Raw genomic sequence first — 17788 nt, forward strand, 5'->3', positions numbered from 1 at the left:
ACCGTGGAGTTCTGGCTCGACCTCAACGACGAACAGCGCGAGCTGCGCGACTGGGTGCACGGGTTCGCCGCGTCGGTGGTCCGGCCCGCGGCCGCGGAGTGGGACGAGCGGGAGGAGACTCCCTGGCCGGTCCTCCAGGAGGCCGCGAAGATCGGCCTGTACGGGTTCGAGTTCCTCGCCAACACCTGGTCGGACACGTCCGGGCTGAGTCTGCCGGTCGCCAACGAGGAGCTGTTCTGGGGCGACGGCGGCATCGGCATGGCGATCTCCGGCACCTCACTCGCGGTGGCCGCGATCTTCGGCTCGGGTACGCCGGATCAGCTGGTCGAGTGGGTGCCGCAGTGCTTCGGTGACGCCGCCGACCCCAGGGTGGGCGCGTTCTGCAGCACCGAGCCGGAGGCCGGTTCGGATGTGGCGTCGATGCGGACCCGGGCGGTCTACCACGAGGCGACCGACGAGTGGGTGATCAGCGGGCAGAAGGCGTACGCCACCAACGGCGGGATCGCCCACGTGCACGTGGTGACGGCCAGTGTCGACCCGTCGCTGGGTTCCCGGGGGCAGGCCGCGTTCGTCGTGCCGCCCGGGACGAAGGGCCTGACCGGGACGAAGAAGCTGAAGAAGCTGGGGCTGCGGGCCTCGCACACGGCCGACGTGTTCCTCGACGACGTCCGGGTGCCCGGCAGCTGCCTGCTCGGCGGCAAGGAGGCGCTGGACAAGCGGCTCGCCAAGGCGCGTGAGGGGCAGAAGCGGTCCGGCCAGGCGGCGATGCGGACCTTCGAGCTGTCCCGGCCGGCGGTCGGCGCGCAGGCGATCGGCATCGCCCGGGCCGCCTACGAGTACGCGCTGGAGTACGCGAAGACCCGGGTCCAGTTCGGTCGCCCGATCATCGAGAACCAGGCGGTCGCGTTCGCGCTGGCCGACATGCGGATGGAGATCGACGCGGCCCGGCTGCTGGTGTGGCGGGCGGCGTGGATGGGCCGCAACGAGCGGCCGTTCACCGCCGGCGAGGGCTCGATGTCGAAGCTGAAGGCCGGTGAGGTGGCGGTCGCGGTCACCGAGAAGGCGGTGCAGATCCTCGGCGGCGCCGGCTACCTGCGGGAGCATCCGGTGGAGCGGATGTTCCGGGACGCCAAGATCTACACGATCTTCGAGGGCACCTCGGAGATCCAGCGGCTGGTGATCGCACGCGCCATCTCGGGCGTGCAGATCCGCTGACGTTTTCCCTCCACGTGCGTCAACGTCACGGGCGGGCTGGACCGGTCTCGTCCACTGTGGTCAAGGTGGGACGCATGCGGCTGCTTCGGGGTGACGCGTTCGACGGGCTGTTCCGGTCCTTCGAACGGACGGCGTTCCACCTGGAGGTGCAGGACGTCTATCACACGCGGGAGGAGTCGGCGCCGTTCCAGCGGTTCCTCGACGGCGAACCGGATGACCTGGGCTGGCAGCGGCCGTGGCTGGAGCTGGTCCGGGAGGTCACCGACGCGGGCCGCAGCGTCCGGCGGCTGCGGGTGGTGCCGGTGCCTCATCTGGACTACACGCGGTGGCTGCTGAGCATCTCCGGGTTCAACGTCGAGGCCGGCGAGGACATCCGCTGGCTGCCCCGGCCCGAGGCGGGCGGGCTGGCGGTCGCCTTCGACGACTTCTGGCTGTTCGACGACCGCCGGGTGGTGTTCAGCCTGTTCGGTCCGGACGGCGGGTTCGCCGGGGGCGCGCTCACCGAGGATCCGGCGATCGTCCGGCACTGCGCACGGACCCGGACGACCCTGTGGACCGCCGGGACCCCGCACGACGACTACGTCAAAGGTTGACCTCGGTCCACACCGGCCGGCCGGCCTCCTCCCGGCGCGGCAGCATCGCCGGGTCGGGCAGGTCGAGCAGGTCGTTCGCCGGGGCGGCGATCAGCCCGTTGCGGTGCGCGATCAGCCGGTCCGCCTCGACCAGGTCGTCGAGCATCGCCGCGAGCCGGGCCGCGCCCGCCCGGTTGCCGCTCCAGCCGAACAGCCGCCCGGCCGCGGCCAGCAGGTCCTCCCCCTCGACCAGGCCGGCGTCGAGGACCAGATACTCCAGGGCGAGCTGGATCTCGGAGTCGGCGACCTGCTCGGGTTTGCGGGTGACCCCGTCGCCGGGCACCCGCACGGCCGGGATGGGGGCGTCCGGGGCGGTCACGAAGGTGCCGTCGAAGCCGGCGCGGGAGTCGCGTACGGCCGTCTCGATCGCCGCCTTGACCTGCTGGGTGACGCGGGACATGCCCCAGCCGTCACGGATCCGCCGGGTCAGCGTGGCCAGGTGCACCGGGCCCTCCACCTCGGCGACCCGCTCGACGGCCTCGATCAGCAGCTGCCGGGCCACCGCGTCGGCGAGGCGGGTGGTGGCCGGCAGCGGCTCGATCACGGCGCGCTCGTAGGGCAGCGCCCACTCGGGCCGCTGCGCCGGGCGGGCGGTCAGCGTCTCGTCCTCGGTCTCGGCGAAGACGTCCGGGATGGCCAGGGCGCTCTCGACAGCCGTCCGGAGCCGGGCCTCCTCGTTCTCCCGGTCGTGGTACCACGCGACCGACCAGATCCGGTGCAGGTGCCAGCCGAGGCTGTGCAGCACCTGCTCGTGCAGGCGGTCCCGGTCCCGGGCGACCGGGGGCAGCTGGTAGCCGGGGCCGTCGCAGCGGACGCCGAGGGCGTACGACTCGCGGGTGTCGTCCGGGTGGCGCACCCCGATCTCGACCCGGTAGCGGCCCGCGCCGGACCGGGTGTGCACCGGGTAGCCCCAGTTCTCCAGGGTCTCCCGGATCGACTCCTCGATCGGGGAGGGCTCCTGCTCGGTGGGCGCCGGCCCGCCGCGCTCGGCGTAGTCGAGGTACGCGGCGAGCTGGCGTTCCCCCTCGTCGGCGGGTTCCTCACGGTCCCCGGCGCCGATCGCCGACACCACCTCGACCCGGTGCCGGGCCCGGGTGACGGCGACGGCGAGCCGCCGTGCGCCGGTGGGGCCGCCGGCCGCGTCCAGGCTCGCGCCGGTGGACAGGATGATCACGTCGCGTTCGTCGCCCTGTGCCGTCTCGGCGCCCTCGACCACGAAGTCGCCGAGGAAGCCCTCCAGGTCGGGGCGCCCGGCCAGTTCGGCCTCGACCGCGTCGGCGATCTCGTCGGCGTGGCCGGCGGTGAGCGTCACGACGCCCAGCGACAGCGACGGCCGGGTGGTCAGGTGGTGCAGGACCCGTTCGGCGACCAGGCGGGCCTCGCCCGTGTCCGCGGCCGGGTGGAGCTGGACGCCGAGATCCTCGCCGGACGGGTGCGGGCTCGGGAAGGTGTTCAGCCGGCCCTGGTAGAAGGCCTGGTTGGCGAAGGCGATCAGGCTCTCGTGCCGGCTGCGGTAGTGCCAGGTGAGGGCGAGCCGGGTGAACGCGCCGCAGTCGTTCGCCACCACCAGCACCGACGGCTGGTCGCCGGCCGGTGGCAGCTGGGCGTCGTCGCCGACGATCACCAGGGACGCACCCCGGTAGGCGCAGGCCGCCGCGGCCGCCGGGGTCATCCGGGACGCCTCGTCGATCACCACGACGTCGAAGGACGCCTCGGCCGGCAGCAGGCGGCTCACCTCGGCGGGCGGCATGACCAGGCACGGTTTGAGGGCGGCGACCGTGTCCCAGGCGCCGGCGAGCAGGTCGCGTACCGGGAGGTGGCCGTCGTTCTTGAGGCCCTCGGCGCGGATCAGCGCGGCGCCGTCACCGCCGGTGACCTCCGGCCGCCGCCGGCCGAGCACCTCGATGACCGCTTCGGCGGCGTCGGTGAGCAGTTCGGAGTCCAGGCGGCGGAACCCGGCGGCCAGCTCGTCGCGGTTGACCCCGGCGACCGGCAGGAGCCGCTCGTCCTCGGCCAGGACGTGGTCGGTCCACGCCCGGTACGCGCTGCGTTCCAGCACGTCGCCGAGCCGCTGTACGTCCACCGCGTGGTCGGCGCAGAAGTCGACGACGGTGTCCATCCCGTACTCGGCGAGGACCGCGCGCGCCTCCAGGTACTGGAACCACTCCTGCTGGCCGGTGTCGTCGTCGAGCAGGTCGCGCAGCAGGTCGTGGGCGGTCTCGTAGCGGTCCAGGGTGGTGCCGAGCCGGACCTGCCGGGCCGGGCCGAAGGCGTCCAGGATGCGCTGCCGGGCCTCCTGCCATGCCGTGAGCGCCGGGGTCAGGTCGGGGGCGGGGCGGCCCGCGGTCAGCGCCTCGGCCTGTTCGCCGGTGAGCGCGGAGTCGGTGCCGGTGCGCAACGTACGGGCGTGCGCCGTCCACTCGATGGCGTCCTCGAGGGCTCGCAGGTCGGTGTGCCGTCCGTGGAACACCGGCCCGAGGGTGTTCTCGAAGGACCGGCTCGCGGCGGCGAACGCGTCCTCGGCCTCGATCACGCCCTGCCGTACCTCGATGATCCCGGCCGCCTCGGCGCCGTTGAGGTCGCGGCCGACGGCGTCGCCGAGCTGCCGCAGGATCGCGGCGGTGTCGCGCAGCGGCGCCACCTGGGCACGCAGCCACGCGACCGCCTCTTGCACCGGGCCGTGGCCGAGTTCCGGCCGCCCGGCCGGGTCGGGTTCCGGCCGCAGGGTGCCCCGCCAGTACCGGAACACGTCGCGGGCCTCGGTGACGGCCCGGACCAGGTCGTCGGCCGGGTGCACGGCGCAGACGTAGTCGATGACCGCGGGCAGCGCCTCGGGCGGGGTGACCCGCAGCACCTCGCTGGCCGTCTGGAGGGCCCGGCCGATCGCCGGGAAGTCGGTGTCGGCCCGTTCCCAGAAGCGCCCGAGCAGGCCGGCGTGCTGTCTCTCGGCGGCGATCAGGCCCTCCTGGGCGCGCCGCCAGGCGACGGCCAGCCCGAGTTCGGCGACCGCATCGTCGACGGTGACACCCGGCTGGATGAACCCGGCCACCGTCTCCCGGTCGCGCCGGTACGGGGCGAGCAGCTTGCGGGCGCCGCGGTGCTGGGTGGCGAACCGCTCGGCGAGGTCCTCGACCGGTTCGGTGAGCACCGCGCCGGTGAAGATCTCGTGCGCGGCGGCGCGGGCCGCGGCGACCGCGTCGATGTGCAGCCGCAGCGTGCTCGCGGCGTTGTGCACGGCGGACTGGGCGCCGGGGGCGAACCACGCCTTCTCCGGCTTGTCCGGGCGGCCGCCCAGCTCGGCGACGAGGTGCACCAGTTCGACGTCGGAGAAGGTGACCACGTCCGGCAGTCCGAGCCGGACGGTGGCCCGCTCCAGGTTCTTCTGCTGGTGCTCCAGCTCGTCGGCGTCCGCGGCGAACCGGCCGGCCAGCGCCTTGGCCTCCTCCGCGGTGAGCGGTTCGAGCCGGACCGCGGGCGGGTTCAGCCGGGGCGGCTCGGGCAGGGTGTGCAGGTCCATCGGGGCGGCCAGGGTCTCCCAGCCGACACCGGCCCGGTTGCGGACCGCCTCGGCGGCCCGGCGGGACACGTCGATGCGCTGGGCGAGTTCCTCGGCGGCGGTCCGGACCGGGCGCAGGGTGTTCGCCGTGAGCCACTGGTCGGCGACGCCGGGCGGGCGCTGCGCGGCGTGTTCGGCGATCTCCCCGAGGGTGGCCGCGTCGTCCGGCGCCCGCAGGTGGAAGGCGGCGGCGATGGGCCCGTTCACGGCGACGGCGCCGGCCAGTTCCTCCAGGGCGAGCTGGGCCTCCAGCAGGGCCTCATCGAGCGGTTCGCGTTCGGCGACCTCGCGCCAGCGGTAGCCGCTGCGTTCGGTGGCGGGGCGCCAGGCCCCGGCCAGGCGGTGGGCGGCGTCACGGATCCGGTCCAGGACCTCGTCGGTCAGGGCGGCGGCCGGCAGGGCCGGGGCCGGCGCCTCCGGCAGGCCGGCCAGCCGGGCGAATCGGCCGGCCACCTCGTACAGGCTGCGGCCGAGTGGGTGGCGGATCTCGTTGACGGCTTCGGCGTACGCGTTGAGCCGCTCCCGCCGGTCCCGCAGCTCCTGACGTTCCTCGTCGCCCATCGGGGTGCCGGGCAGCGGGTCCGCCTCCAGGGCGGCGGCCAGCGTGGCCGCGACGTGCCGGCGGGACACCCGGTCGCCGTGCAGGTCGAGGAGGTAGTTGCCGAGCCCGGTGTCGGCCAGCCGGTGCTGGACGCTGTTCAGGGCGGACGCCTTCTCGGAGACGACCAGCACCCGTTTCCCGGCGTGGGCGAGCGCGCCGACCATGTTGGCGATGGTCTGCGACTTGCCGGTGCCGGGCGGGCCGTCGACGACGAAGCTGTGGCCCTCGCAGGCGGCGGCCACGCAGGCGCGCTGCCCGGCGTCGGCGTCCAGCACGAGTGGCACGTCGTCGGGCGGGACGAGCACGTCGATCTCGTCCGCGGTGATCGGGGCGAAGGCGAACGCGCCCTCGGTGCCGGCGGCGGTGGCCAGCGCCCGGACCACCGGGTGGGCGAGGATCCGGTCCTCGTTCTCGGTCAGGTCGCGGCGGATCGCCTCGACGGCCGGGTCGAAGCGGGCCAGCACGGCCAGGTCGGCGGTGCGCCAGCCGGGCCGGCCGGCGCCGGCGGCGGCGACCTCGGCGGTGAGCGCCGCGATGTCCACTCCGGCCAGGTCGCCGCTCTCGGGCAGGGTGACGCCGAGGCGGGCGAGCCGGGCGGCGAGGGCCGGGTTGACCAGCGGGTCGCCGCTGCCGGCGCGCAGCCGGGGCACCTCGCCCGGGCCGAGGACGACCAGGTCGACCGGGATCAGCAGCAGCGGGCTGGCGTAGCCGGCGCCGTCGTCGTCCTGCCAGTGCAGCAGCCCGGCCGCCAGGTAGAGCACGTCCACCCCGCGGTCGGCCCGTTCGAGCCGGGTCTGCCGGCGCAGGCGGCGCAGCAGCGGCCGGAGCACCCCGTCCGGCAGGTCGGTACGCAGGCCGCCCTTCTCCGCCCCGGCCCCGGACAGGGTGCAGTCCCGGCCGTGGCGCAGCGCCTCGACGACTCCGGCCGGGTTCGGGGAGACGATCTCCACCAGGTCGGCGCCGCCGCGTGGCAGGTTGACGAGGCGGTCGGCGCCGCCCGGATCGACGAGCCCGTCCCGCCAGGCCGCGAGCGCCGCCCGGGCGTCCTCGCCCGGATCGGGGTGTCGTTCAGGATCGTCCGGCCGCATGTGCCCATTGCAGCAAGGCAGCCGCAGCCATGCTGGCGATTCGCCCGGTTAGCCGGAACTCGGCCCGGAAAACTCGGACAAGTACACCGACTGCGGCCGCTGTCCGGGGTCAGCCCTGACGCCGCGCCACCAGAACCGCGTCCCGGACGGTGATCACCCGGCCGTCCGGGTCGGTCGCCGTCCGGGGGCGGGCCTCGGCGGTGACCACCTTCCACGCCTCCGGGTCGAGTTCCGCGGCGATCTCCTCGGCGGTGAACAGCATGTCCGGGAAGTGGTGCCGGGCGAAGGTGGCCAGATCGGACGGGTGGTGGCCGACCACCAGCAGGGTGCCGCCCGGGGCCACGGCGGCGGCCAGCCGGGCGTACAGCTCGCGGCGCTCCTCCGGCGGCAGGTGCATGAACTGGGCGGACACCAGGTCGTACGCCTCCCCCGGCGGGTCGGCGCGCAGGTCCGCGTGCCGGAACGTGACCCGCTCGGCCACCCCGGCCCCGGCCGCGTGCCCGGCGGCCCGCTCCAGGGCGACGGTCGAGATGTCCACGCCGGTCACCTCCCAGCCGCGTTCGGCGAGCCACACCGTGTCGGCGCCCTCGCCGCAGCCCACGTCCAGGGCACGCCCCGGGGTCAGCCCGGGCGCCTCGGCGACCAGTTGCGGGTTGGGCCGCCCGCTCCAGATCGCGTCCCTGCCGCGGTAGCGCTGCTCCCAGGCCTCCTCGGTGAACATGGTGGAGATCCGCTCCCGGTAGGCGTCCACCGCCCGCCGGGTGTCCTCGGCGATCAGGTCCATGTTGATCGCGGCGGCGGCGGTCTGCCCGCCCGCGGCGGCCACCACGACGGTAGCGCCCAGGTTCGTCACGTTTCCGGCCACCCACACGCCGGGCACCCGGGTCGCCCCGGTCTCGTCGGCCGGGATCCGGCTGCCCAGCACATGCCCGTGCATCTCGAACGGCTCGGCGGGAAGGTCGAGCGACTCCAGCACCCCGGAGCGGGCGGTGAACCGGGGCCCGGCCACCAGCGCGTCCACCGCGATCGTCTCGCCGGACGCCAGCCGCACCCCGGTCATCCGGTCGCCGGACACCTCCACGCCCACCACCTCGCCGGCCACCACCGGGATGCCCCGGGCGGCCAGTTCCTCGGCCTGCTCGGCGCCGGGCGCGGGCCGGCCGTTGAGCAGGATCAGCACGTGCGGGCTGAGCTGCCGCCACATCTGCGCCTGGAGCAGGCTCAGCGGCCCGGTCGCCAGCACGCCGATCCGCCTGTCCCGCAGCTCCCACCCATGGCAGTAGGGGCAGTGCGCCACGTCCCGGCCCCACCGTCCGGCCAGCCCCGGGATGTCCGGCAGCTCGTCGACCAGGCCGGTGGTGACCAGCAGGCGCCGCCCGCGGACCAGCCGGCCGTCGTCGATCGCCACCCGGAACCCGTCGCCGTCACGGACCGCCGACTCGGCGCGGCCGGTCAGCAGCTCGGCGCCGTAGCCGAGGACCTCGGCCCGGCCGGCGGCGAGCAGCTCGGCCGGGGGTGTGCCGTCCCGGCCCAGGTAGTTGTGCATGTGCGCGGCCGGGGCGTTGCGCGGCTCCCCGCTGTCGACGACGAGCACCGACCGCCGGGACCGGGCCAGGGCCAGGGCTCCGCTCAGTCCGGCCGCGCCGCCGCCGATCACCACGACGTCGTACGTCTGCTCCTCCACGGCGTACTCCTCTCTCGCCTCTCCCGCTCACCGTGCCCAACACTGCGGCAGGACGGCAACTACTGTTGCTGTTATGGCAAAAGACCTGGAGTCCGCGCTCGCCGCCGTCGGGCCCCGGCTGCGCGAGCTGCGCCAGCGGCGGGAGATCACGCTCACCCGGCTGGCCGAGACCACCGGGATCTCGGTGAGCACGCTGTCCCGCCTCGAGTCGGGCAGCCGCCGCCCCACGCTGGAGTTGCTGCTGCCGCTGGCCGGGGCGTACCAGGTCACCCTCGACGAACTGGTGGACGCGCCGGAGACCGGCGACCCCCGGGTCCGGGCGCGGCCGATCCGGCGGGGCGGGCACACGTACGTCCCGCTCAGCCGGCGGCCGGGCGGGTTGCAGGCCTTCAAGCAGATCCTGCCGCCCGAACCGGGGGCGTGCGGGGCGGAACAGCAGACCCACGAGGGTTACGAGTGGCTCTACGTGCTGTCCGGGCGGGTCCGGCTGCTGCTCGGCGACCACGACCTGGTGCTCACCCCGGGCGAGGCGGCCGAGTTCGACACCCGGCTGCCGCACGCGATCCTCAACCCCGGCCCGGAGCCGGCCGAGGTGCTCAACATCTTCGGGCCGCAGGGTGAGCGGGTGCACGTGCGCGCCCGCTCGACCCGCGGGTCAGGAGACGACGTTGCGCAGTGAGCCGCCGGAGAGGTAGGCCGCCAGGTTCTCGCCGAGCAGTGCGGACGCGCCCTCCGGACGGCCGCCGGCGGCGTGCGGCGTGATGATCACGTCGGGTTCGTCCCACAGGCCGGAGGTCACCGGCAGCGGCTCCTCGGCGAAGACGTCCAGGGCCGCACCGCCGAGCCGCCCGGCCCGGATCGCGGCCAGCAGCGCGTCCTCGTCCAGGGTGGCGCCGCGGCCCACGTTCACCACCCAGGCGTGCGCGGGCAGCCGGTCCAGGATCGCGGCGCCCAGGACGCCGGCCGTCTCCGGCGTGGCCGGCAGGATGTTGATCAGCAGGTCGGTCTCCGGCAGCAGGCCGGGAAGGTCGGCGCCGGTCACCACCGGGAAGCCGTGCCGCTCGCCGGCGCCGCGGGCCACCCCGGTCACCCGCGCGCCCAGCGCGGCGAGCAGCGGGGCCAGCCTCGCCGCGATCCCGCCGAAACCCCAGATCACCACGTTCGCGTCGCGCAGCGTACGGAACGCGCCCGGCTCGTCCACCGGTTGCAGGCCGCCCCACTCGCCCGCCCAGCGGCGGCCGATCTGCGCCCGGACCAGCCGGTTGAGCCTGCGGGCGGCGGCCAGCACCAGGCCCAGCGTGTGCTCGGCGACGGTCCGGTCGTGCAGCCCCAGCCCGGCGGTGACCACCACGCCGGCGGCGAACCCGGCGGCCAGCACCGCGTCCGGCCCGGCGGCGAGCGTCTGCACCCAGCGGACCCCCTTGAGCCGCTGGGCGGCGTCGGACAGGTTCTCCGGCGTGTTGCCCCACACCACCAGGACCTCGGCGTCGGTGTGCTCGTCGGGGACCGGGCGGCGGACGTCGTAGACGGCGGTGGTCACGCCGGCGGGCAGGTCTGGGTCGAGGGGGACGGTGTCGGGCAGCAGAACCTTCATGGCGGTCAGCCTGCCAGCTCAGCCCCGTAGTTCGTAGAGCGCGACGGTGGCCCGCTTGGGCTGCCAGAGATCGACCTGGCGGTAACCGCCGGTCAGCATCCCGCGCAGCTCCGGCCGGGTCGTGAGCGGGTCGGTGACCCGGCTCCCGTGAACCAGCCAGACCCGGCGGGCGCCGGCCACCCGGGCGGCCGCGTCCGGGTACTCCTCGGCGATCAGCGTACCGGTCTCCGCCGACGGGACCCGCACCAGCGGGTCGGCCGGGACGACCGGCTCTCCGGCCAGGTAGTGGTCCGTGCCGGCCCGGATCGCCCGGTTCCCGGCCGGGTAGACCACCACGTCCCCGGGCCGGGCCTCCCGGCCGATGATCCTGGCGATGGCCTGATAGTCCGGCCCGTTCTTCGCGGTCTGGGCCCGGACCGCTCGCTGTCCCGGCACCGCCACCGCGGCGAGCACCAGCAGCACCGTCACCACCCGCGGCACGGTGAACCGGGCCCAGCCGTCCCGGCCACCGGTCAGCGCGACCGCCGCCAGGATCGCCACCGGGGCCAGCACCACCAGCAGGTAGCGGGCCACCCACATGGGCGAGACCAGGTACGACACGGCGGCCAGGACGGTCAGCGGGCCGAGGGCGAGCAGCGCGACCGGGACCAGGCGGCGCAGCGGCCGCCAGGAGGCCAGCGCCACCATGCCGATCAGGAACCAGGCCACCTCCCGCGAGCCGGCGATCCCGGCCGGCATGCCGGCGATGCCGCGCACGGTGATCGGTTCGACCCAGTGCAGTTGGACGTCCTGCTGGCGCAGGCCCAGCCAGGCGATCGGGGTGAGCGGCAGCAGGGCGGCCAGCACCGTGCCGCCCCAGATCGGGGCGCGTCGGCGGCGCCTCCCGCCGGGTTGCAGGGCGACCAGGGCGGCGTGCGCCACCAGGGTGGTCAGGGCGACCAGGTGGAAGAGACCCAGCATCAGCACGCTCAGGCCGTAGGCGATCCACCGGTACGCGCCGCCGCGCCGGATCGCCTCCACCAGCAGGAGCAGCGCCAGGACCGAGAAGAAGCAGGCGAAGGCGTACGGGCGGGCCTCGGCCGCGTACCGGGAGGTGTTCGGCACGACGCACAGGATCAGTCCGGCGACCAGCCCGGCCAGTGGGGTGAACAGGCGTCTACCCAGCTCGGCGGTGACCGCCACGCCGGCCGCCATGGCCACGATCGAGGGCAGCCGCAGGGCCACCTCGGACGTGCCGGCCAGCCCGGTCCACCAGTGCAGCAGCAGGTAGTAGAACCCGAAGACGGCGTCGATGTTCGGCATCGTGGCGAGGATCTGCGGCACCGACCGGGAGGCCATCTCCGCGGAGGTGACCTCGTCCCAGCTGAGCGTGGGCCGGCCGGCCTGGATCAGGGCGATGCCGAGCATCAGCACGCCGGGCACCGCGGCCGGCAGGATCCGCAGCAGCCACGCGGCCACCCGTGGCCGGCGCCGCCCGGGCCCCGGGACGTCGCCGCCGGCGGCCGGGCGCGGCGGTGCCACGCGCGGATCGGAAACGTCCGCCCTGGTCGTCGTCCGCGTCTCGGTCAAACCTGTCACCCCCGCAGGTGTTACGGCCCCTGGACGCTCAGGTACACGCCGGCCAGGGCCGTACGGATCACTTCGTCGCCCTTTTGAGCCGTGGGCCACGCGCTTTCGGTGACCGTGGCGGGCTCGGCGACCCCCCGATGATCATCACCCGATGATGGCCCGAATGCGGGACGTCACCGGGCGATTCGCCCCGATTCAGCGACGGTGCCGATGGCGGCCCGGCGGCCGGGGTCCGCGGCGTACTCCCGGAGGATCGTGGCCAGCCGGCCGGGGTGCGGGGTCGGCACCAGGATCGTACGGCCGCTCGCCCGGCGCAAGCGGACGGCCGGGATCCACCGGCGGCCGCCGGCGGTGATCGCGCCCGGCACGGTGAGCTCGTCCCAGCGGATCATCTGGTCGCGCCACGGTCCGCGCCGCCACACCCCGGCGGCCTCCACCCGGATGCCGCGGGAGAGCAGGGCCATGATCCAGGCGGTGACGATCAACAGCGCCGCGAACAGGGCGATAAACACGTCGCGGGGCCACTCCAGCTCTCCCCGGACCAGGTCGCCGACCGTCTCGGAGATGCCGAGCGGCACCCACATGAGGGTATGGGCGGCGGCCAGGCAGGTGGCATAGGGCGACACCGGTGTCTCGAACGCCATCTCCCCGGTCGGCGCCAGCGGGACGCCGGACCGGTCACGCAGGAGGATGCCCATCACGCACAGGACCAGTGCCAGTAGGAACGAGCCGAGCAGCAGCAGGGACCAGATCATCGGCTGGTCGACCGTCTGCACCGCGACGCCGGTGATCACCGCGACCAGCAGGGCGGCGAGAAGAGCCGGGAGTGGGCGCCGGGCGGCGGCGTGGTACGCGTTCACGAAGATCACCGTAGAAAGTGGACGCCAGGACGGCCGCGGCGTGGTACGCCGCGGCCGTCCGGGTGGGACCTCGGTGGATCAGCTGCCGACCGGGCCGCCGTCCTTACGCCAGGTCACCACGACGCCGGGCTTGGCGAAGTCGCCGTCCGGCCAGACCGAGGCGGGCTTGTCCACCGACGCGCCGGTGATCTCGCCGGGGTGCTGGACCGCCACGAACACCGAGCGGTCGTCGGAGGTGATGAAGGGGCCGCAGGTCTCGGCGCCCTTCGGCACGGTGAGGAACTGGCGCAGGTGGCCCCGCTCCCGGCCCTCGACCGGCGTCGCGAAGAGACCGTCGTTGCTGCCCAGCGCGTTGCCGTCGGTCGAGATCCAGAGGTTGCCGGCGCTGTCGAAGGCGACGTTGTCCGGGCAGGAGATCGGGGAGACCGCCGCCTTGTCGTACCCGCCGAAGTAGGTGTCGGCCGCGGCCGGGTCACCGCACACGATCGGCAGCTGCCAGGTGAAGGTGGCGCCGGTGTGGTCGCCCCGGTCCTCGGTGATCTCGAAGATGTGGCCGTGCTTGTTGGCGTTGCGCGGGTTGGCCTCGTCCGCCTTGGCGCTGGTGCCGACACCGCGGTTGGTGTTGTTGGTCATCGCCGCGTAGATCTTGCCGGTCCGCAGGCTCGGCTGGACGTCCTCGGGGCGGTCCATCTTGGTGGCGCCGACCGCGTCGCCCGCCAGGCGGGTGAAGGTGAGCACGTCGATCGCGGTCATGCCGGGAACGTACGACGTGTTGCCGGACACCAGCTTGATCCACTCGCCCCGGCCGTCGAACTTCCCGTCGGTGGGCAGCTTGCCGGTGCCGTCGATCTCGACCGGGTCGCTGTCGCCGGTGACCTTGGCGACGTAGAGCGTGCCCGACTCCAGCAGGGTCAGGTTGTGCCGGCGGGCCCACGGCGAGTCGCTGTCGATGTACTTCTTGTCCGAGACGAACTTGTACAGGTAGTCGAACCGCTCGTCGTCACCCATGTACGCGACGACCCGGCCGTTCCTGGCGACGATGACGTTGGCGCCCTCGTGCTTGAAGCGGCCCATGGCGGTGTGCTTGCGCGGACGGCCCTCGGGGTCGAACGGGTCGACCTCGACGATCCAGCCGAACCGGTTCGCCTCGTTCGGGTGCAGGGCCAGGTCGAAGCGCTCCTGGGCCCGGTCCCACTTGCGGCTGCTGCTGGGGTAGCGGGCGGTGGTGCTGATGCCGTACCGGTTGAGCTTCGGCTTGACGTCGGCCGCCACCGCGTCACCGCCGACGAAGTACTGGTTGAAGTTCTCCTCGCCGGAGAGCACGGTGCCCCACGGGGTGACGCCGCCGGCACAGTTGTTCAGCGTGCCGATGACGATCCGGCCGGACGGGTCGGCGGCGGTCCTGACCGGCGCCGAGCCGGCCACCGGGCCGGTCAGCTCGAACTCGGTCGCGAGCGCCGTGATCCGGCGGTTCCAGCGCAGCCGGCGGCTCGTGGCCGGCTTCCACCGGCCGGTGCGGCCGACCCGCTCGATCTCGACCACGGACAGGCCGTGCGCCGCGATGGCGATCCTGAGTTGCTCGACGGTGAGGGCGTCCATGGTGGTGAAGCCACGGAACATCAGGTCCTCGTTGGTGTACTCGTGGTTCACCACGAGCAGCGCCCGGTCCCGCTCACCGGGGACCGGGATCACGCCGACGAAGTCGTTGTTGTAGCCGAACTGCTTCGACTGGGCGGCCGCCGTCTGCCTGTCGACGTCGAACGCCGGCGCGCCGGGCTCCACCGGGTCACCCCAGCGGATCACCACGGACGACTGGTACCCGGCCGGGATGGTCACCTGGTCCAGGGTGTTCGGGGCGACCGTCTCGAAGGTGAGCCGGCCGGCCCGGCCACCGTGGCGGGCGGTCTCCACCGGGGCGGCCGCGGCAGGGCCGGCGGCGGCGAGCGCCGAGCCGCCGAAGCCGAGCACCATCGCTCCGACGGCGCCGGCCCGGACCACGCCGCGGCGGCTCATCTCGGCGTTGACGACGTCTCCGAGGTAGGGGTTGGCCGACTCGTTCGGCACGGGGTGGTCACACGCGTTGCCGCATCGGTACAGACAGGTCATCGCGTCGCGACTGCCACCGCTGTGTCCCAGCAGCGGAAGCAGGCGGCGGTTGAGGTCCGGCATCGGTTCTGTTCTCCTCGGTCTCACGTCACCGCGCTCGGTGACGGGCTGCCCGGACGCTAAAAGCCCAGGTGTACGGCTACCACCCCGCAGAGGTGCCACCGAGGTGAACGAGGCATGAACGTCCTCCGCACGTGACTGCCCGGAGAACCGGGTGGAGCCCAGGCCGCTGGTTAACGTTAACAAGATCGAGGTCCTGCGGTTGCAGCGCTGCAAATCCTGGTCGCGAAACACTTGACAGCCCTGTCGATGTTTGCGTACACATTGCGGAGCCCCTATATCGGAAACGCTTCCGAAACCGTTGCGATCCGCACCGGAGGACTCTTCATGCCCCGAATCCCCTATCGTCTCGTGGGCGCGGCCGCCGTACTGGTCTCGCTCCCGCTCGCGGTCGCCCCGCCGGTCGCCGCCGTGGCGGTCGAACCGGACTACACCATCACGGTCAACCCGGACGCGACCGGAGCCGCGATCCCCAAGTCGATGTACGGCGTCTTCTTCGAGGACATCAACTACGCCGCCGACGGCGGTCTCTACGCCGAACTGGTCCGCAACCGCTCGTTCGAGTTCAACGGCACCGACGCGTCCGGCTACCACGGACTGACCGCGTGGGCGGCCACCGGATCGGCCGTGGTGACCAACGACGACCAGCGGCTCGACGAGCGCAACCGCAACTACCTGCGTGTCACCGGAGAGGCCGGGTTGACCAACGCCGGCTACAACACCGGCCTCGCGGTCAAGAAGTCCGGCAGATACGACTTTTCGGTCTGGGCCCGTGCGGACGCCACCACCTCGCTGGAGGTCGGCCTTCACACGGCCGGTGGAACGGCACTGGCCGCGCCGTTGACGCTCTCGGTCGCCGGTGACACGTGGAAGAAGTACACGGGCACCCTGCAGGCGACCGCGACCAGCGACGTGGCACGGCTCTCGGTGAAGGCCTCCGGAAGCGCGCGCCTCGACGAGATCTCGCTGTTCCCGCGGGACACCTACAAGGGCCGGGCGAACGGCCTGCGCAAGGATCTGGCCGAGAAGATCGCGGCGCTCAAGCCGGGCTTCGTCCGCTTCCCGGGCGGCTGCCTCGTCAACACCGGCAGCATGTACCAGTACACGGCCGCCAACAACTACCCGCGCGCCCGGTCCTACCAGTGGAAGGACACCGTCGGGCCGGTCGAGACGCGGGCCACCAACAAGAACTTCTGGGGCTACAACCAGAGCTACGGCCTCGGCTACTACGAGTACTTCCAGTTCTCCGAGGACATCGGCGCCATGCCGCTGCCGGTGCTGCCGGCCCTGGTGACCGGTTGTGGCCAGAACCGGGCCACCGTGGACGAGGCGCTGCTCCAGCAGTACATCCAGGACACTCTGGACCTGATCGAGTTCGCCAACGGCGCGCCCACCACCACGTGGGGCAAGGTGCGCGCCGACATGGGCCACCCGAAGCCGTTCCACCTCACCACGCTCGGCATCGGCAACGAGGAGAACCTGCCCGAGGAGTACTGGGCGAACTTCCTCAGGTTCGAGTCCGCGATCAAGGCGAAGTACCCGGACATCACGGTGGTCAGCAACTCCGGCCCGGACGACCAGGGTTCGACGTTCGAGAACCTGTGGGCCAAGAACCGGGCGCACGGCTCGGACATGGTCGACGAGCACTACTACAACAGCCCGTCGTGGTTCCTGCAGAACAACAGGCGATATGACGCGTACGACCGGAGCGGCCCCCAGGTCTTCCTGGGCGAATACGCGTCGCTGGACGCCAAGCTGTTCAACTCGCTGGCCGAGGCCGCCTACATGACCGGCCTGGAGCGCAACGCCGACGTGGTGCGGATGGCCTCCTACGCGCCGCTGCTCGCCAACATCGACAACGTGCAGTGGAAGCCGGACATGATCTGGTTCGACAACGACGAGTCGTGGGGCTCCACCAGCTACCAGGTGCAGAAGCTCTTCATGAACAACGTCGGCGACCGGGTCGTGCCGACCACCACCACCGGCAACGTGCTCCAGCCGAAGCCGATCACCGGCGGGGTCGGGCTCTCCACCTGGCGGACCGCCGCGACCTACGACGACGTCAAGGTCACCAGCCCGGACGGCACCGTGCTGTTCAGCGACGACTTCAACGACGGCAACGCGGACGGCTGGACCTCGGTGACCAACCGCGGCGCCTGGGCGGTGACCAACGGCGCCTACACCCAGACGACCACGGACACCGAGGACACCATGGTCAAGGGCGCGACGATCAGCGCGACCGACTACGACTACACGCTGAAGGCCACCAAGACGGCCGGTGCGGAGGGCTTCCTGGTCGCGTTCGGCATCCAGGAGACCGGCCAGTTCTACTGGTGGAACCTGGGCGGCTGGAACAACACCCAGGGCGCCATCGAGAAGGGGATCACCTCCGCCAAGGAGCAGATCCTCACCAAGCCCAACAGCGTGACCACGGGCAAGACCTACGACCTGAAGATTTCGGTACGGGGTACGAAGGTCACCCTGTTCCTGGACGGCGTGGAGTGGGGCTCGTTCGACGACAACGCCGTCACCGAGCCGTTCGCCCAGGTCGTCACGGAGGACACGAGGACCGGCGAGCTGATCGTCAAGGTCGTCAACGCGCAGGACACCCCGGCCGTCACGAAGATCGACCTGGGTGGGCGCAAGGTGGCCCGCACCGCGAAGCAGACCGTGATCACCGGTGACCCGGGCGAGCAGAACACCCGCTCGGCCGAGCCGATCCTGCCGGTCACCAGCACCGTCAGCGGGATCGCCGCCACGTTCACCCGCGAGTTCCCGGCGAACTCGGTCACCTTCCTCCGGATCAAGACCCGATAAGGACGT

10 protein-coding genes are annotated in these 17788 nt (G+C 73.0%); 4 read left to right on the forward strand and 6 right to left on the reverse strand.

Annotated elements, in window-relative coordinates; genetic code table 11:
- Nucleotides 1–3: 3 nt before the first annotated feature.
- Nucleotides 4–1215: an acyl-CoA dehydrogenase family protein gene (locus tag IEZ13_RS15000; RefSeq protein WP_183221967.1), complete on the forward strand. Its 1212-nt coding sequence runs from the start codon at nucleotides 4–6 to the stop codon at nucleotides 1213–1215.
- Nucleotides 1216–1289: 74 nt separating this feature from the next.
- Complete coding sequence (locus IEZ13_RS15005) at nucleotides 1290–1808, forward strand: DUF6879 family protein (protein ID WP_183221966.1); 519 nt, start codon at nucleotides 1290–1292, stop codon at nucleotides 1806–1808.
- Here the strand turns inward: IEZ13_RS15005 and IEZ13_RS15010 are convergent.
- Both IEZ13_RS15010 and IEZ13_RS15015 read right to left on the reverse strand, forming a co-directional pair.
- Complete coding sequence (locus IEZ13_RS15010; RefSeq protein WP_183221965.1) at nucleotides 1798–7092, reverse strand: DUF3320 domain-containing protein; 5295 nt, start codon at nucleotides 7090–7092, stop codon at nucleotides 1798–1800. The two genes, IEZ13_RS15005 and IEZ13_RS15010, sit on opposite strands and share 11 nt — an antisense overlap.
- Nucleotides 7093–7201: 109 nt before the next feature.
- On the reverse strand, nucleotides 7202–8776 hold the full coding sequence (locus IEZ13_RS15015) for a bifunctional NAD(P)/FAD-dependent oxidoreductase/class I SAM-dependent methyltransferase (protein ID WP_183221964.1): 1575 nt from the start codon (nucleotides 8774–8776) through the stop codon (nucleotides 7202–7204).
- Nucleotides 8777–8849: 73 nt separating this feature from the next.
- Between IEZ13_RS15015 and IEZ13_RS15020 the strand changes: the two genes are divergently transcribed.
- Complete coding sequence (locus IEZ13_RS15020) at nucleotides 8850–9455, forward strand: helix-turn-helix domain-containing protein (protein ID WP_183221963.1); 606 nt, start codon at nucleotides 8850–8852, stop codon at nucleotides 9453–9455.
- Here the strand turns inward: IEZ13_RS15020 and IEZ13_RS15025 are convergent.
- From IEZ13_RS15025 to IEZ13_RS15040, 4 genes are all read right to left on the reverse strand, one after another.
- Complete coding sequence (locus tag IEZ13_RS15025; protein ID WP_183221962.1) at nucleotides 9432–10370, reverse strand: phosphoglycerate dehydrogenase; 939 nt, start codon at nucleotides 10368–10370, stop codon at nucleotides 9432–9434. The genes IEZ13_RS15020 and IEZ13_RS15025 overlap by 24 nt on opposite strands.
- A gap of 18 nt (nucleotides 10371–10388) precedes the next feature.
- Nucleotides 10389–11891, reverse strand: coding sequence for a glycosyltransferase family 39 protein (locus tag IEZ13_RS15030; protein ID WP_183221961.1), 1503 nt, complete (start codon nucleotides 11889–11891; stop codon nucleotides 10389–10391).
- A 221-nt stretch (nucleotides 11892–12112) separates the two neighbouring features.
- The gene (locus tag IEZ13_RS15035; RefSeq protein WP_183221960.1) at nucleotides 12113–12799 is read right to left on the reverse strand and encodes a hypothetical protein; all 687 of its coding nucleotides are present in this window, start codon (nucleotides 12797–12799) and stop codon (nucleotides 12113–12115) included.
- Between the two features lie 78 nt (nucleotides 12800–12877).
- Nucleotides 12878–14968: a PhoX family protein gene (locus IEZ13_RS15040; RefSeq protein ID WP_183221959.1), complete on the reverse strand. Its 2091-nt coding sequence runs from the start codon at nucleotides 14966–14968 to the stop codon at nucleotides 12878–12880.
- 324 nt (nucleotides 14969–15292) lie between these two features.
- Between IEZ13_RS15040 and IEZ13_RS15045 the strand changes: the two genes are divergently transcribed.
- Nucleotides 15293–17782, forward strand: a complete 2490-nt coding sequence (locus tag IEZ13_RS15045) for an alpha-L-arabinofuranosidase C-terminal domain-containing protein (protein ID WP_183221958.1) — start codon at nucleotides 15293–15295, stop codon at nucleotides 17780–17782.
- Nucleotides 17783–17788: the final 6 nt, after the last annotated feature.

Source organism: Actinoplanes campanulatus, from assembly GCF_014647795.1.
Classification (GTDB): domain Bacteria; phylum Actinomycetota; class Actinomycetes; order Mycobacteriales; family Micromonosporaceae; genus Actinoplanes; species Actinoplanes campanulatus.

Bases quoted from the DNA above. Each gene is read 5' to 3' on its own strand.
- IEZ13_RS15005 (WP_183221966.1), top strand. From the start codon at position 1,290: ATGCGGCTGCTTCGGGGTGACGCGTTCGACGGGCTGTTCCGGTCCTTC.
- IEZ13_RS15010 (WP_183221965.1), bottom strand. From the start codon at position 7,092: ATGCGGCCGGACGATCCTGAACGACACCCCGATCCGGGCGAGGACGCC.
- IEZ13_RS15045 (WP_183221958.1), top strand. From the start codon at position 15,293: ATGCCCCGAATCCCCTATCGTCTCGTGGGCGCGGCCGCCGTACTGGTC.
- IEZ13_RS15020 (WP_183221963.1), top strand. From the start codon at position 8,850: ATGGCAAAAGACCTGGAGTCCGCGCTCGCCGCCGTCGGGCCCCGGCTG.
- IEZ13_RS15025 (WP_183221962.1), bottom strand. From the start codon at position 10,370: ATGAAGGTTCTGCTGCCCGACACCGTCCCCCTCGACCCAGACCTGCCC.
- IEZ13_RS15040 (WP_183221959.1), bottom strand. From the start codon at position 14,968: ATGCCGGACCTCAACCGCCGCCTGCTTCCGCTGCTGGGACACAGCGGT.